This is a genomic window from Streptomyces sp. NPDC048270, assembly GCF_040652335.1.
GTDB lineage: Bacteria > Actinomycetota > Actinomycetes > Streptomycetales > Streptomycetaceae > Streptomyces.
In genome coordinates this window covers 41,525-55,452 of the sequence record NZ_JBEZLV010000018.1, presented here as the reverse complement: position 1 = coordinate 55,452, position 13,928 = coordinate 41,525, and the positions used below count along the sequence as shown (strand labels likewise).

Annotated in this window: 11 protein-coding genes; 5 read left to right on the top strand and 6 right to left on the bottom strand. The window is 71.5% G+C overall.

The genetic code is table 11. The annotated features are described in order from the left end of the window. Window positions 1–26: 26 nt before the first annotated feature. A complete protein-coding gene (locus tag AB0D66_RS17960; RefSeq protein ID WP_362303746.1) occupies window positions 27–2,777 on the bottom strand; it encodes a Pls/PosA family non-ribosomal peptide synthetase in 2,751 nt (916 codons plus the stop codon). Between the two features lie 419 nt (window positions 2,778–3,196). On the opposite strand from AB0D66_RS17960, the gene sbnA reads away from it, so the two are divergent. Continuing rightward, on the top strand, window positions 3,197–4,186 hold the full coding sequence (sbnA, locus tag AB0D66_RS17955) for a 2,3-diaminopropionate biosynthesis protein SbnA (RefSeq protein ID WP_362304000.1): 990 nt from the start codon (window positions 3,197–3,199) through the stop codon (window positions 4,184–4,186). 176 nt (window positions 4,187–4,362) lie between these two features. On the opposite strand, the gene AB0D66_RS17950 is transcribed toward sbnA, so the two are convergent. Then, complete coding sequence (locus AB0D66_RS17950; RefSeq protein WP_362303743.1) at window positions 4,363–4,869, bottom strand: C40 family peptidase; 507 nt, start codon at window positions 4,867–4,869, stop codon at window positions 4,363–4,365. A 379-nt stretch (window positions 4,870–5,248) separates the two neighbouring features. Between AB0D66_RS17950 and AB0D66_RS17945 the strand changes: the two genes are divergently transcribed. The 3 genes from AB0D66_RS17945 (at window position 5,249) to AB0D66_RS17935 (ending at window position 7,810) form a co-directional block, all read left to right on the top strand. Then, window positions 5,249–5,953 carry a VanZ family protein gene (locus AB0D66_RS17945; RefSeq protein WP_362303741.1) on the top strand — a complete coding sequence of 235 codons (705 nt, stop codon included), beginning with the start codon at window positions 5,249–5,251 and terminating at the stop codon, window positions 5,951–5,953. Window positions 5,954–6,021: 68 nt separating this feature from the next. Next, the gene (locus AB0D66_RS17940; RefSeq protein ID WP_362303738.1) at window positions 6,022–6,717 is read left to right on the top strand and encodes a response regulator transcription factor; all 696 of its coding nucleotides are present in this window, start codon (window positions 6,022–6,024) and stop codon (window positions 6,715–6,717) included. Further along, window positions 6,710–7,810 carry a HAMP domain-containing sensor histidine kinase gene (locus AB0D66_RS17935; protein ID WP_362303736.1) on the top strand — a complete coding sequence of 367 codons (1,101 nt, stop codon included), beginning with the start codon at window positions 6,710–6,712 and terminating at the stop codon, window positions 7,808–7,810. Before AB0D66_RS17940 ends, AB0D66_RS17935 begins: the two co-directional genes overlap by 8 nt. A gap of 77 nt (window positions 7,811–7,887) precedes the next feature. Here the strand turns inward: AB0D66_RS17935 and AB0D66_RS17930 are convergent, their stop codons facing one another. Then, window positions 7,888–8,541, bottom strand: a complete 654-nt coding sequence (locus tag AB0D66_RS17930) for a hypothetical protein (protein WP_362303733.1) — start codon at window positions 8,539–8,541, stop codon at window positions 7,888–7,890. 375 nt (window positions 8,542–8,916) lie between these two features. On the opposite strand from AB0D66_RS17930, the gene AB0D66_RS17925 reads away from it, so the two are divergent. Further along, entirely contained in the window at window positions 8,917–9,663 is a 747-nt protein-coding gene (locus AB0D66_RS17925) for a VOC family protein (RefSeq protein ID WP_362303730.1), read from the top strand. Window positions 9,664–9,690: 27 nt separating this feature from the next. Here AB0D66_RS17925 and AB0D66_RS17920 read toward each other — a convergent pair whose 3' ends face one another. The 3 genes from AB0D66_RS17920 to AB0D66_RS17910 form a co-directional block, all read right to left on the bottom strand. After that, window positions 9,691–10,200 (bottom strand): hypothetical protein, encoded by a 510-nt coding sequence (locus AB0D66_RS17920; protein ID WP_362303727.1) that lies wholly within the window; start codon window positions 10,198–10,200, stop codon window positions 9,691–9,693. Window positions 10,201–10,368: 168 nt separating this feature from the next. Beyond that, complete coding sequence (locus tag AB0D66_RS17915) at window positions 10,369–11,208, bottom strand: DUF4190 domain-containing protein (RefSeq protein WP_362303724.1); 840 nt, start codon at window positions 11,206–11,208, stop codon at window positions 10,369–10,371. A gap of 216 nt (window positions 11,209–11,424) precedes the next feature. After that, window positions 11,425–13,863, bottom strand: a complete 2,439-nt coding sequence (locus tag AB0D66_RS17910) for a bifunctional serine/threonine-protein kinase/ABC transporter substrate-binding protein (protein WP_362303721.1) — start codon at window positions 13,861–13,863, stop codon at window positions 11,425–11,427. Between the last annotated feature and the right edge of the window lie 65 nt (window positions 13,864–13,928).

Sequence of the window (13,928 nt, the reverse complement as noted above, 5' to 3'; positions counted from 1 at the left end):
TCCTGTCTGGTGCTGATGCGTGGGGGTCAGATGCCGGTGAGCGGGTCGGGGTGCAGGGGCGCCGCGCCGGGCAGGTGTGCCGGCGGCCTCGCGGGTGCCGGGGCCTCGTCGGGCATCTGCCGGGCCGGGTTTCCCGCCCACCGGGCGAGCCGCGGGACCTGCTCGCCCTTCATGAGGAAGGAGTCGCAGGCGAGCTGGACGCCGTCTCCCAGCGTCACGCCGTAGTGGACGTACGCGCCGACCCCGAGGGTGCAGCCGTCGCCGATCGTGGTCCGGTCGGACTTGAAGGCGCCGTCCTCCTGCGAGTGGCACTGGATGACCGTGCCCGCGTTCAGCGTGCAGTCGTCCCCGATGGTGATGAGGGTCCGCTCCGGGAAGGAGCAGCCGTCGTCGAAGACCCGCTTGCCGATCCGGGCGCCCAGCAGCCGCCAGACGACGTTCTTGAACGGGGTCCCGTCGAAGATCCGCGCGTAGCCGACCGAGGCCATCTTCCAGAAGCGCTCGTGCCGCCAGAACGAGGGCTCGTAGATCGAGCAGTACAGCGGCTTCTGCGTCTTGAATCCGGTGGTGGCCCGTTCGAGCAGCGCGAAGTGGACGACGGTGAACAGCAGGATGAGGACACCGGCCAGCGCGAACGCGGACACACCCAGCGCGGGGTAGAGGACTGCCGCGCCCAGGCCGACGAGGGTCACGACGAAGACGTGCAGCCACCGCGCCGTCAGGTACAGCGCCGCGGTGACGGCGTTGTGCCGGTTCTTGGCGGCCAGCCGCCGGTGCAGTTCGCTGCCGGTCTCCAGGTCCTCGAAGCGGGTGTCGCGCATCACCGTGCGGGGGATGGCGAAGGCGGGCGAGCCCAGCAGGCCCGTGTTCTCCCGAACCTCCCCGTCGACCGGGACCATCACCTTCGTCGCCAGCAGGCAGTTGTCACCGGTCTTGGCCTGCGAGGGATAGGCGATGCGGTTGCCGAGGAAGTTGTCGGCGCCGATCGAGACGCGGGACAGCCGGAACGACGTGTCGGAGAACTCGGCGTTGATGACCGACAGGCCGTCGGCGACCATCGTCTTGCTGCCCACCGTGCTCAGGAACGGGCTGTCGTGCTTCACCTCGATGCCGAAGTTCGAGCCGGTCTGCGTGACACGCGACAGGTCGTAGCCGATGTAGCGCAGGTAGTGGACGATCGCGGAGCTGTCCCCGAACAGCGCCGTGAAGAACTTGCTGTTGGTCAGACGCCCGATGGCGCGCTGCAGGCCGTAGTGCACGCCGTAGAGCGGGTAGACCGTGTCCGGCTTGACCGCCAGGTTGAGCAGGCGCGGCACCACGCCCTGGATGACCAGCCCGGCGAGGGCGGCGCCGAAGAACAGGACGAAGGACGCGGCCAGCGCACCGAGGTAGAAGGGTGCGCTGGTGAACGCCGGACTGCCGGCCCTTGACGGCGCGGCCAGCTCCCACAGGGGGGCCAGCAGCACGGTGGCGCCGCCCGTGACCAGCGGCAGGTACGCAAGCAGCAGGGCGAGCAGCTGCCCGGCGGTGTAGCGGACCTTCCTGGCGGTGGAGCACGCGCCGCCTCCGGCCATGCGGAAGTCCGTGCCGGTGGGCTCGGCCGGTGAGCCGTGCCAGCGCTCGCCGGCGGGGACGGCCTGGCCGGCGTGCAGGCTGGAGGCGTGTCCGAGCTGGGCCTGGCTGCCCATCGAGGTGTGGATGTCGAGGACGGTCTGCTCACTGACGAGGACGTTGCTGCCGAGGGTGACGGGGCCGGTCTGGAGGAGACCGGCGTGTGCCCGGTAGCCGGAGAGGTTCGCGTCCTTGCGGATCACCGTTCCGTCACCGATCGTGATCAGGTCGGTGCAGACGGGAATGTGGGTGGAGAAGATCGCGACGTTCCGGCCGATCTTCGCGCCCAGCGCCCTGAGATACGCCGCGTACAGCGGGGACCCGGCGAACATGCGGGCAGGACTGCTGCGGATCAAGGTCTTGACCAGCCACCAGCGGACGTAGCCGAGGCTCCATACGGGGAACTCGCGGGGTGTGAAGCGACCGATGAGGGTCCACTTCGCCGCGATCGGCAGGACGCACAGGCCGGCGAAGACGGCGCTGCCCAGCAGTACGGACCGCAGGTAGACGTCGAGCACACCGGTGCCGGCGGCGACCCACTCGAAGCCCCGGACCGCGCTCAGGGCGGCGAGGTAGGAATAGCCGAGGAACGCCAGGAACTGCAGCATGCCGCACAGCAGGTACCGGCCCGTCCCCGCCCGGGCCGGCGTGGGGGCCGGGACGGGGTCGGGCTCGACGGGCGGTTGGACGGACGGACGGGCAGGCGGCCGGCCGGGCGCGGCCGGTGCCGGTCCGCCGGCCGCGGGACCAGGGGGTACGGGCGCTGCGGACCCGCGCGCCGGGGCCGCGGGCGCCGTGGGGGCGGGTGCGGGGGCCGCGGGCGCCGTGGGGGCGGGTGCGGGGGCCGCGGCGGCGGCCTGGGTCAGCGCGGAGGCCAGAGCGTTGATCGTCGGATTGCGGTAGACGTCCTTCATCGATACGGGCGGCAGGTCCGACCGCTTCCTCACCCGGGCGCAGAACCCCGCCATCACCAGCGAGTCGGCGCCGAGCTCCGCGAAGAAGTCGCTGTCGCCCGGCACCTCCTGCACACCCACGACACCGGCCAGCACCTCCGCCAGGAGCCGCGCGGTCTCCGCCGCCGGGCCGGCGTCGTCGGACCTGCTGCCGGACAGCGTCGAGGTGCCGGCCGGGCCGGCCGTCAGGACATCGGTGGGTTGAGCTCCCATCCGGTCATCAGGCAAGGAAAACATCGGTGAACCACCTCAATGCGTGCATTCCGCAGTCGGGGGATGCCTCGGGGCATCGATCGCGTGGGTGAATTGCGGCAGCGGGGGCCTTGAAGGGCGCCCTCGTGATGCCGCCCTTCCAGTAGGCCCGGCCGCGACATGTCCGTCACGCCGCTGAATGTCGTGGCTTGACAAGCCCCGTCCGCCGAGCTTGGCGGCGCCGTAAGCCGGCCGCTGGGCATGGGCCGGCCGGCGGTCGCGGCCAGTGTCAAGTCCCGAATTCCGGTGACATGACAGGGTCGCGGTCAGCCCGCGTACTGGAGGGGTCCCGAAGACGTGGCAGCAGCGACGTCCCAACCGAGCCGCCCACACAAGCCAGCGGTACCAGAGCCGCCGTGAGCGCGAACAAGGAGGTGCCCATGCCGGTCATATCCACTCCGCAGGAATTCAACACGGACGACCTCTACGTAGACCTCGAGGCGATCAGCGGGCACCGACTCTTCCTCAAATGCGAGGGATTCAACTTCGCGGGCTCCATCAAACTCAAAGCCGCGACCGCGATGGTCGAGGCCGCCGAACGCGACGGCCTGCTCAGCCCCGGATCCGTCCTGGTCGAGTCCTCTTCCGGCAACCTCGGCGTGGCGATGAGCATGATCGCGGCGAGCAAGGGCTACCGGTTCGTGTGCGTGACCGATTCACGCTGCAACCTGGCGACCCGGCTGCTCCTGGAAGCCCTCGGCGCCGAGATCCACGTCGTCACCGAGCCCTCCCCCACCGGCGGCCTGCTCGGCGCCCGCATCGACCACGTCCGCGCCCTGTGCGCATCCGACGACCGCTACGTGTGGCTGAACCAGTACACCAACCCCAACAACCACGCTGCCCACTACCGCACCACAGCCCCGGACATCGCCCGCGCGTTCCCCGACCTCGACGTCCTCTTCATCGGGGCCGGCACCACCGGGACCCTCATGGGGTGCGCCCGCTTCTTCCGCACCTGGCACCGCCCGGTGCGCATCGTCGCGATCGATTCGGAGGGCTCCGCCACCTTCGGGCACACACCCAGCCGCCGTATGATCCCCGGCCTCGGCACGAGCATCCGCCCCCCGCTCCTCGACACCTCCTTCGTGGACGAGGTGGTACACGTCAACGAGGCCCAGACGATTCGCACCTGCCACCAACTGGCCCGCCACGGCTTCATCTTCGGCGGCTCCACCGGCACCGTCGTCCACGGCGCCGGCCAATGGCTGGCCCGGCGGGACGAGCAGGTGACCGCCGTCGCCATCGCCCCCGACCTCGGCGAGCGCTACCTCGAAACCGTCTACCAGGCCGACTGGGTCCAGGACCTCTACGGCGAGGACGTACTCGAACCCCAGCCCGTCGGCGCCACCGCGGCCGGCCCGGCAGCCTGACGCACCGCGCACCGCTCGGGACGGCAACGGCCCCGCCCTCGCCGAGCGGACGTCCCCACCGCGACCCGAATCCTGCGCGAGGGCCTCGAAGCAGGGCTGCGCGAGCTCAAGTCCGCCGCCGAAGCCGGCGCCGGTGGAGCCCCGGCCCCGGAGGGGGCCGGGGGTTCCACCTGTTGTCAACCGGCCCGCCCGTAGCGGACGTTATTGCTCCAAATACGTTCCAGCCTTACCCGGGTCCCCGGCCGGGGGGCGTGCCAGATCTTGCCTTGACCTGCGTAAATGCCGACGTGTTCCATGGTCGAGCCCTGCGGGAAGAAGACCAGATCACCCAATGCGCGTTTGTCTCGGGAAATGTGAGAGGTGTGCTCGTACTGCTGCTCGGCGGTGCGGGGCAGCTGTTTTCCGGCTTTCCGGAACGAGTACAGCATCAGCCCCGAGCAGTCGAACCGTCTCGGCCCCGCCGCGCCGCGCGCATAAGGGGAACCTTTCTTGGAAGCGGCCACCGCCACGGCTTTGGCGCCGTACGACGTGGCCGCTTCGGCCGGTGACACCGGGCCGACCAGGGTGCCCGCCGTCAGCAGGCTGAGGAGCAGAAAAAGGCGAGGGAGACGGGATCCGGTGGTGCGTCGGACAACTCGGAGAGCCTGGTGGGCTTTATGGAAGTCGTTCCTGCAGACGGACATCGCAATACCTCCGCGTTCGAATGGACTGTCGGTCGAACGGATACCTGGAGCCTGCTTTCTCGGAAGTGATTCCTGACGCGCAACGGCCGACAGTTTTCTCCGAACCCGGCCCGAATTCAGGTCCGGACATGGGTGTGGATGTATCGATTCTGCAACGAATGCGAATATATGAAGATACGATTCACGGGGCCGTCCTTCACCCGAGTGGAGGCACGAGCGAACGCGCCGCTGCGAGCTCCGCGGGCCGCCGGGACGTCGGCTCCAGGCTTCTCGGGGCAGGACAGCGCCCCGCAGGACCGCGAGCGCCGCCCTCGCATATCGCGGACATATCGAAAAGCGCATACGCCACCGCAACGGCCCTCCGCTTCCGATGGGGACCATGAACCACGACGCATCCCCGCCACCACCGCCCCGCCCCACGCGCAGGCTCGTGCTCCTCGGCCTGGCGGTCCTCGGCCTCACGGCCGCCGCGTTCCTCATGCGGCGGCCGCTCATGATGTCCGCGCCGGTGTGCATGGCCGGACGGTGGCACGGCTGCTACGACACGTTCAACGGCGTGGTGCTCATGACGCTGGTCACGCTGCCGTTGGCCGCGCTGGTGGCGTGGGCCCTGGCACGCCGGCGGCGCGCCGCGGGCGTCACCTCGCCGTGGCGGCGGTCGCTGGCCGAGGTGGGCATGGTCCACGGGACGGTGCCGTTCGTCTGGCTGATCCTGATGCCCGGCGCCGCCCCCGGCCTGGTCCCCGGCCGGACGAGCCTGGTGCCGCTGCGGGACCTGGTCGTCATGGGGCCGCTCGGGATCGTCGGCAACCTGCTGGTCTTCGCCTCGCTGGGGTTCTTCGCCCCGATGCGGTTCGCGGCACTGGCGTCGGTGCCGCGGATCCTGGCGCTCGGGGCGGGCTGCTCGGTCCTCGTCGAGACCGCACAGTACGTCCTGCGCCTGGACCGGGTGTCCTCCGTGGACGACGTGCTGGTCAACGCCACCGGCGCCGTGCTGGCGGGGCTGGCGTCGCGCCGCTGGTGGCGCACGAGGGCGCACACCCCGGCCGACGGGCCTCGCCCGGCGCCGGCACCGGTGGGCTGATCCGCGTGTGCGGTGTGCCCGCGCGGGTGCGTGCGCCGGCGACGAGCCGTGCTGCTTAGGCTGCGGACATGCGCGTACTGATCGTGGAGGACGAGCCCTACCTGGCCGAAGCCGTCCGGGACGGCCTGCGGCTGGAGGCGATCGCCGCCGACATCGCCGGCGACGGCGACACCGCGCTGGAACTGCTCAGCGTCAACTCCTACGACCTCGCGGTCCTCGACCGCGACATCCCCGGCCCCTCGGGCGACGAGGTCGCCCGACGCATCGTGGCCTCCGGCAGCGGCATTCCGATCCTCATGCTCACCGCTGCCGACCGGATCGACGACAAGGCCTCCGGGTTCGGGCTCGGCGCCGACGACTACCTCACCAAGCCGTTCGAGCTGCGGGAGCTCGTCCTGCGGCTGAGGGCGCTCGACCGCAGGCGGGCGTACGCCCGGCCCCCGGTCCGCGAGATCGCGGGCCTGCGGGTCGATCCCTTCCGCCGGGAGGTCTTCCGCGACGGCCGCTACGTCGCGCTCACCCGCAAGCAGTTCGCGGTGCTGGAGGTCCTCGCCGCCGCCGAGGGCGGGGTCGTCAGCGCCGAGGAGCTGCTGGAACGGGCCTGGGACGAGAACGCCGACCCCCTCACCAACGCCGTGCGCATCACCGTCTCCGCACTGCGCAAGCGGCTCGGCGAACCATGGATCATCGCCACGGTACCCGGCGTCGGCTACCGCATCGACACGCAACCCGGGGCCGGAGAGAAGGGCGGGGACCGTGGATAGGGCGCCCGGGTTGAGCGTGCGCACCAAGCTCACCCTCAGCTACGCCGGTTTCCTCATGCTCGCCGGCGTCCTGCTGCTCGCCGCGGTGTGGGTGTTCCTCCTGCGCTACGTCCCCGAGCGCGCGACGCTCATCGTCCCCTCCGGCGCCCCCACCCATGGCGTGTTCCCCATCCGGTCCAGCCTCCTGCGCGTCTTCGCTCCGAGGGCGGCCGCGGTCCTGGCGTTCCTGCTGGTACTGGGCCTCGTCGGCGGGTGGATCCTCGCCGGCCGGATGCTCGCACCGCTCACCCAGATCACGGCCGCGGCACGGACGGCCGGGAACCGCTCCCTGTCCCACCGGATCCGCATGACGGGCCGCCAGGACGAGTTCCGCGAACTCTCCGACGCCTTCGACGCGATGCTCGAACAGCTCGAGTCCCACGTCGCCGAGCAGCAGCGGTTCGCCGCGAACGCCTCCCACGAGTTGCGCACCCCGCTGGCGATCTCGCGGGCGCTCCTCGACGTCGCCCGCAAGGACCCCGCGCGGGACCGGGGCGAAGTCATCGAGCGCCTGCACGCCGTCAACACGCGGGCGATCGATCTCACCGAGGCCCTCCTGCTGCTCAGCCGCGGCGACAGCGGCACCTTCACCCGCGAGGGCGTCGACCTCTCCCTCCTCGCCGAAGAAGCCGCCGAAACCCTGCTCCCCCTCGCCGAACAGCGCCGGATCACACTCGATGTCACCGGCGGCACGGCCCGGACCAGCGGCTCGGCGGAGCTCCTGCTGCGGATGGTGACGAACCTCGTCCAGAACGCCGTCGTCCACAACCTCCCCGCCGGCGGCACCGTGACGGTGCACACCGGGACGGAGGGCGACACGAGCGTGCTGCGGGTCGAGAACACGGGCCGCCGGCTCCCGCCGGAACTGGTCCCGACCCTCACCGAACCCTTCCAGCGCGCAACGGAACGCGTACGCACCGACGAGCACGCCGGCGTGGGACTCGGCCTGGCCATCGTGCACAGCATCGTCCGCGCCCACGCCGGAACCCTCGACCTCGACCCCCGCCCGGCCGGCGGCCTGCTCGTCACGGTCCGGCTTCCCGGCGCGCCGTAGGCGCCTTGCCCGGGCGGGGCCGCCCGCACCGTCGGCCGAGCGCGGTGGAGGACGGGGCGGCCCGTGGCCGCGCCCGGTCAGCGCAGGAGCGCTCCGCGCAGGGTGATGCCGTGCCGCGTGCGCAGCCGTCGCAGCTCCCACAGGGCCACGGCGGTGACGGACAGCGGCCCTCCCAGGGTGAAGGCCAGCCGCACGCCGAGGGGCACGCTGTCGTAGGTGCCCCGGAACATGTCGAACACGGCGACCTCCCATACGAGGAGCGTCGCGAGCAGCGGCGGAACCGTCTCGTGGAGGTCTGCCGTCCGGAAGACGTGGATGAGCGACTGCACGATGCCGTAGAGGGCGAACGGGGCGAGCCACAGCATGAAGGCGCCCAGGGCGAACAACAGGACCACCCGCCCCGCGGACGCCGTCCAGTCCGTGTTCTCGTCCACGTAGCCCAGGCCGGTGATCAGCCTCGGCACGGCGAGCGTGACGACCAGCGCCAGGAGTGCGCCGACGGGCCTGACCGCGCGGCGCAGGAACAGGCGCCGGTTGGGCGAGCGGGCCGCGAGGACGAAGGCGGCGACGGCTATCGGGAACGTCACCGCCAGCACGATCAGGGTGGTCCTGATCTGGGCGAAGCGATCGTCCACCACGGCGTCGGCGTCCGGCGCCAGCCCGTAGGACAGCAGCATCCAGGTGATGGCGGCCAGCCCGATGACCGTCCGGGCGACCTGGGCCCTCTTCACCACCGGATCGTGCACCCGGTCCGGCCTGGACGGCGTGAACACCGCCTGCGCCACGGCGATGGGGTTGAACAGGCGCCCAAAGGTCAGTCGGCGCACCGGGGTTGGCGGCCAAGGACCGGTCGGCGGTACGGGTGACCGCCCCGGCACCGGGGGTTGTCCCGATCCGTACGGATTCCACGGCGCCTCACGACCGCCCCCGCCTGTGCTCATGACCGCGTCCCTCGTGTCGCCGTGCTTGGAGTCACGGCGAGCATAGGCGGATACCGGAGTCCGTGACAGCGGGGCCGCGAGGGCCCGAGACCGGCCCTCGCGGCCGGCCGATGCCTGTCGTGGTCGCGGAGCTGCTGCGGGAAGCGGGTGCATAGAATCCGCGGCATGGCGCTGCGACCCGTGCACGTGAACATCAAGGCTCTTGATCACTCGGCGGTCGGCCGCTTCTGGGCGGAGGCGCTCGGCTGGAGCGCCTACGGCACGGGGTCCGGCGTGACCACGTACGTGGGGCCTGCCGGCGGTCTCGTCTGGCCGGACCCGCTCGCCGTCGGTATCGACGTGGTGTCCGTCCCGGAGCGCAAGACGACGACGAAGAACCGTGTACACCTGGACCTCGCCACCACCTCTGCGTCGCATCAGGCCGAGTTGGTGGCGCGACTCCGGACGCTCGGTGCGACGCCCGCCCACGTGGGTCAGGGCGATGTGCCGTGGACGGTGCTCGCCGACCCGGAGGGCAACGAGTTCTGTGTGCTGGAGCCCCGGGAGGTCTACCGGGACACCGGGCCGATCGCGGCGGTGGTGGTCGACTGCGCGGATCCGCGGGCCATGGCCCGGTTCTGGGGCGAGGCGGTGGACTGGACCCCCCGAAAGATGACGGACGATCATGTCGCGTTGCGCTCCGCGCGGGGTGTCGGCCCGTATCTCGAATTCCTCCGCACCCCCGATGTGAAGACCGTGCCGGACCGCGTCCATCTCGACCTGCTGCCGTACCCGGGAGACGACGCGGAGGCGGAGGTGGCCCGGCTGCGGGCCCTCGGGGCCATCGATCTCGATCTCGGCCAGGGCGACGTCCCGTGGACGTGCCTGGCCGACCCGGAGGGCCACGAGTTCTGCGTTCTCGCCCTGTCCTGACGCAGCCGGGACACCGAGCCGGTCCGATCAGCAGCCGCCGCAGTTGTAGTACAGGACGTCCCAGTGGTTGCCCTCGTCCGCGTAGATGTTCCCCGAGCCGGACCGCCACTGCGGCGCACCGTCGCCGCGCACCCCGATGTAGGTGAAGGTGCTCTTGATGTAGTTGGTGACGCACGTGCCCTTCGCGTAGTCGAGCTTGTAGCCGTTCCAGTGCGAGTACGTGCCGCTCGCGTGCCCCGTCTCGGTGCCGCCGGTGATGTTGAGGGCACATCCGGTGGCGCGCTTGAGGGTCTGGGCCCCTTGCGCGGAGGCGAGGTTGAGCTGTTCGAAGGAGGTACAGGTCGGCCTGTTGCGGTCGGAGCAGCCGCCGGAGGACGACCAGGTGATGCCGACCTGGCGGAACATCGACGTCGCGGTGGCGTGGCTGATCTTCGTGGCGGCGTGGGCTTCGGTGGTGGCGGAGAGGACTCCGAAGCCGGGTGCGAACAGCGCACCGGTGGTCAGGGCGAGCGCGGTGATGAGGGGGCGGATCTTCACTCTGGTTCCTCCTGCTGGTGACCGCTGACGCTTCGTCGGGGCTTGGGCAGTGCAGGTGGATCGGGTGGGACCCTGTGATGGTGCCCGAGGTCTACGCGCGTACGCCAGAGGGCGGAACGCAGCGATCCCCGCGGCCGGGGCGTCGCCGCCCACGGCCTGCGGGGGGGATCAGGAGCCGGGTGCGCGGACGGAGCCGGTGGTGGAGCCGTTGGTGTCGCCCAGGAAGCAGACGACCTGGCGGTTGCCGACGTCCCAGGTGCCCTCGGACGGGAAGTAGATGTAGAGCTCCAGTTCGTCCGGGAGGGTCGCGGAGGGGCCGACGTAGTCGGTGAGCTGCGTGCCGGAGCACTTCTCGTCGGTGGTCTCGATGACCGCTTCCCTGCCCGGGTACGGCCCGTCGTCGAGGTCGAAGACGGCGAACGCCTCCCCCTCGTGGGGCTGGGCGCAGGGCACGACGGTGACCGTGAAGGGAGCGTCGCCCCCGCTCTTGCCCTGGTACTCCGCGAAGTCGTCGTCCGTGGTGAAGCAGTCCCCCGCCCGGAGGTCCTCCACGTCGCTGGAGCCCTCCTCGGTGACCTGGCCCGCGGCGTCGCGCTTGGGCGCGTCGTCCAGCACGCCGGAGAAGCCGAAGACCAGCGCGAGGGCGTAGAACACCAGGGTCACGCAGTGGATGACGATCGCCGCGATGGCGAGGCCCCTGCCCTTCTGCCGGCGCTCGCGGATCTGCCGCAGGGCGATGATGCCGAGGATCAGCGGGACCAGCGGGATCGCGCAGAGGATCGACATGAGGAAGGCCACGACGGCCAGCGTGTTGGTCTTCTCCGAGTCCGGCGGCGGCGCGTACCAGCCCGTCGGACCGCCGTACGGCCCGGGGGGCTGCCCAGGTGGGGGCGGCGGCGGGGGCGGCGGCGGTGACGGGAACTGGCCCGGCTGACCCGGTTGCCCGGGCGGCCCCCAGCGCGGCGGGTTCGGCTCGGGGGGCGGCGGTGGCGGGGGGAAAGAGGACATGCGGGCGACGCTCCTTGCACGGAGGAACGTGAGACACGGCCGACGCGGCGGCGGGCGGGGCCTTCCGCCCTGGTCTGTGTGCCACGGCCGGCGGCGCCGGCCGGTCACACCGACGCCTGCCCGCCGAGGATGCTCTGCTTTCCACGCTACTCGCCGAAGCCGGAGCCGTCCTGGGGGGAGCGCCACCCGATGGCTCCTGCCTCGCGGCGGGTCCGCTCAGGGGGCGGCGGGTCCGCTCTTCACGGTCGTCCAGCTGCCGCCCTTCACCGCGTACACCGTCAGTTGCCGGTTGACCGTGTCGCCGTACTCGTCGAAGGCCACGCGGCCGGTGACGCCGTCGAAAGCCAGTCCCGCCACGGCATTCGGCATCTTCGCCCGGGCGTCCGCGGGGAGGGTACCGCCGTGGGCCGCCACGACGTTCTTCACCGCCTCGATGACGGACCAGGCCGCGTCGTAGGCGTAGGGGCCGTACGAACCGGCCGCCTCCGGGTACCCCGCCTTCTCATACTGCGCGCGGAAGTCCGCCGCTCCTGCCAGTTCTTCGACGGGGACGCCGATGTTGGTGGCGAGGTCCCCCTCGGCCTTCGCGTTGGTCGTGAGGAACTGCTGGTCGAAGATGCCGTCGCCGCCCATCAAGGGCACGGTCACGCCCGCCTGCTTGAGCTGCTGGGAGAGCGGCCCGGCGGTGGTGTGGTAGCCGCCGAAGTACACGGCGTCGGCGCCGGAGCCGCGGACTTTCGAGGCGAGCACCGTGAAGTCGCTTTCCGCGGGGTCGACTTGTTCCGCGCCGACGACGGTCCCGCCGAGTTTCGTGTACGCGGCCCTGAACGAGGACGTGAGGCTGGTGCCGTAGGCGCTCTTGTCGTCGATCACATAGATCTTCGTCTTCCGGGCCTCGTCGTGGAGGTACCGGGCGGCGAACGGGCCCTGGTCGACGTCCGTGGCCACGGTACGGAAGTACGTCTTGTACGGGCGGGACTTGATGCCCCTGGCCCAGTCCGGTCCCAGCGTCAGCACGGGGTTGGTGTTGGCCGGCGACACGTTGACCAGGTTCGCCCGTCCGAGCGGTTCCGCCATGGTCTGGGCGACTGCGGAGTTCAGGGGCCCCACGATGCCGAGCACCTTCTCGTCGGCTGTGAACTGGGCGGCGTTCGGCCGGCCCTTGGCGGGATCGGCTTGGTCGTCCAGAGCCTTGACCTCGAAGTTGACGCCGGGGACGTGCCGGGTCCGGTTGGCGGTCCGGGCAGCGAGGTCGGCGGAGTTCTTGATGCCGATGCCGAGGGAGGACAGATCGCCGCTGAGCGGTGCCTCCACCCCGATCACCACGGTGAGGGGCGCGGCCGTGGAGCCACCGCCGGACCCTGCACCGCCACCGGTCGCGTCGTCACGGGTCAACTGCCAGGTCAGGGCGGAGCCGACGGCGAGCGTGGCCACCGCCACTCCCAGCACGGCCGAGCGCCGGGTGAGGGAGCGGCGCCGGGCGGACGCCCCTTCGCCGCGCCCCTTCGGGTCCGCCCCGCCGAGCGAGACCAGGTCCTCCGCCGAAGGCTCGGGTACGGGCACGGGCGGGGTGGTCGGCCGGTCCGGTACGGGGGCGGAGAGGGTGGCGGGGGTGTGCGCGGAGTCCCTGGCCGTGGGCGTGGGAGTGGCAGTGGGTGTGGGAGTGGCAGTGGGTGCGGGCGTCGGTGGAGGCGGCGGGGGCGGCAGTTCCGCTTCGCGCTCCGTCGGGGTGGGGGCGCGCTCGGTCGCCGCCTCCGGCACGGGGACGGGGCGGGGTCCCGGCTCGGGGTCCCGTACGACGGCGCCGGCGGTCGCGTCCGCTGTGGACCGGGAGGAGCGCAGCGCCGCTGCGAGCAGTTCGGCGGCCTCGGCGGCGCCCGCGCGTTCCTGCGGGTCCTTGGTGAGGAGCGCGTCCAGGAGCGGCGCCAGCGGGCCGGCGTGGGCGGGCGGCCGGTGGGGGCGGGTGAAGACGGCCACGGCCAGGGCGTGGAGCCCCTCGGCCTCGAACGGCGGACGCCCCTCGACGGCGTGGTAGAGGGTGGCGCCGAGTGCCCACATGTCGTTGGCGGCGGTGGGGCGCTTGCCCTCCAACTGCTCCGGCGGCATGTACTGCGGGGTGCCGATGACGGTCCCGCTGTGGCTCAGCTTGGTCGTGGCGTCCGCCAGGTGGGCGATGCCGAAGTCGGTGAGGACCACGCGGTCCTTGGTCAGGAGCACGTTGTCCGGCTTGATGTCGCGGTGGACGATCCGCGCGCCGTGCGCCTCGGTGAGCGCGTCGAGCATGGCGGAGCCGATCTCCGCCACCCGCTGCACGGGCAGCCGCCCCTGCTCCCGGAGGGCCGCGGCGAGCGACTGCCCCCTGATGAGCTCCATGACGATCACGGGCGCCCCGCGGTGCTCCACGACGTCGTGAATCGTGATGATCCCGGGATGGCTGAGACTGACGGCCGCGCGGGCCTCGCCGGTGAAGCGCCGCAGCAGCGTGGCGCGGTCGCCGTCGTCCAGTCCCGTCGGGAAGAGGATCTCCTTGATGGCGACCTCGCGTCCGAAGAGCTGCTGGTCGAGGCCTCGCCAGACCCGGCCCATGCCGCCCTGGCCGATGCGTTCGACGAGCCGGTACCGGCCGGCGATGAGTTCGGAATTCTGCTCGGTCACGCGCACACTCTAGGACCTGATCGGCCGGTCGGGTGACGGAACGGTGGCCTGATCCCACACCCCGG

What these genes read in the sequence shown, in the direction of transcription:
- AB0D66_RS17945 (WP_362303741.1), top strand. Translation starts at nt 5,249, where the DNA reads ATGAACCACGACGCATCCCCGCCACCACCGCCCCGCCCCACGCGCAGG.
- AB0D66_RS17950 (WP_362303743.1), bottom strand. Translation starts at nt 4,869, where the DNA reads ATGTCCGTCTGCAGGAACGACTTCCATAAAGCCCACCAGGCTCTCCGA.
- AB0D66_RS17940 (WP_362303738.1), top strand. Translation starts at nt 6,022, where the DNA reads ATGCGCGTACTGATCGTGGAGGACGAGCCCTACCTGGCCGAAGCCGTC.
- AB0D66_RS17925 (WP_362303730.1), top strand. Translation starts at nt 8,917, where the DNA reads ATGGCGCTGCGACCCGTGCACGTGAACATCAAGGCTCTTGATCACTCG.
- AB0D66_RS17960 (WP_362303746.1), bottom strand. Translation starts at nt 2,777, where the DNA reads ATGGGAGCTCAACCCACCGATGTCCTGACGGCCGGCCCGGCCGGCACC.
- AB0D66_RS17915 (WP_362303724.1), bottom strand. Translation starts at nt 11,208, where the DNA reads ATGTCCTCTTTCCCCCCGCCACCGCCGCCCCCCGAGCCGAACCCGCCG.
- sbnA (WP_362304000.1), top strand. Translation starts at nt 3,197, where the DNA reads ATGCCGGTCATATCCACTCCGCAGGAATTCAACACGGACGACCTCTAC.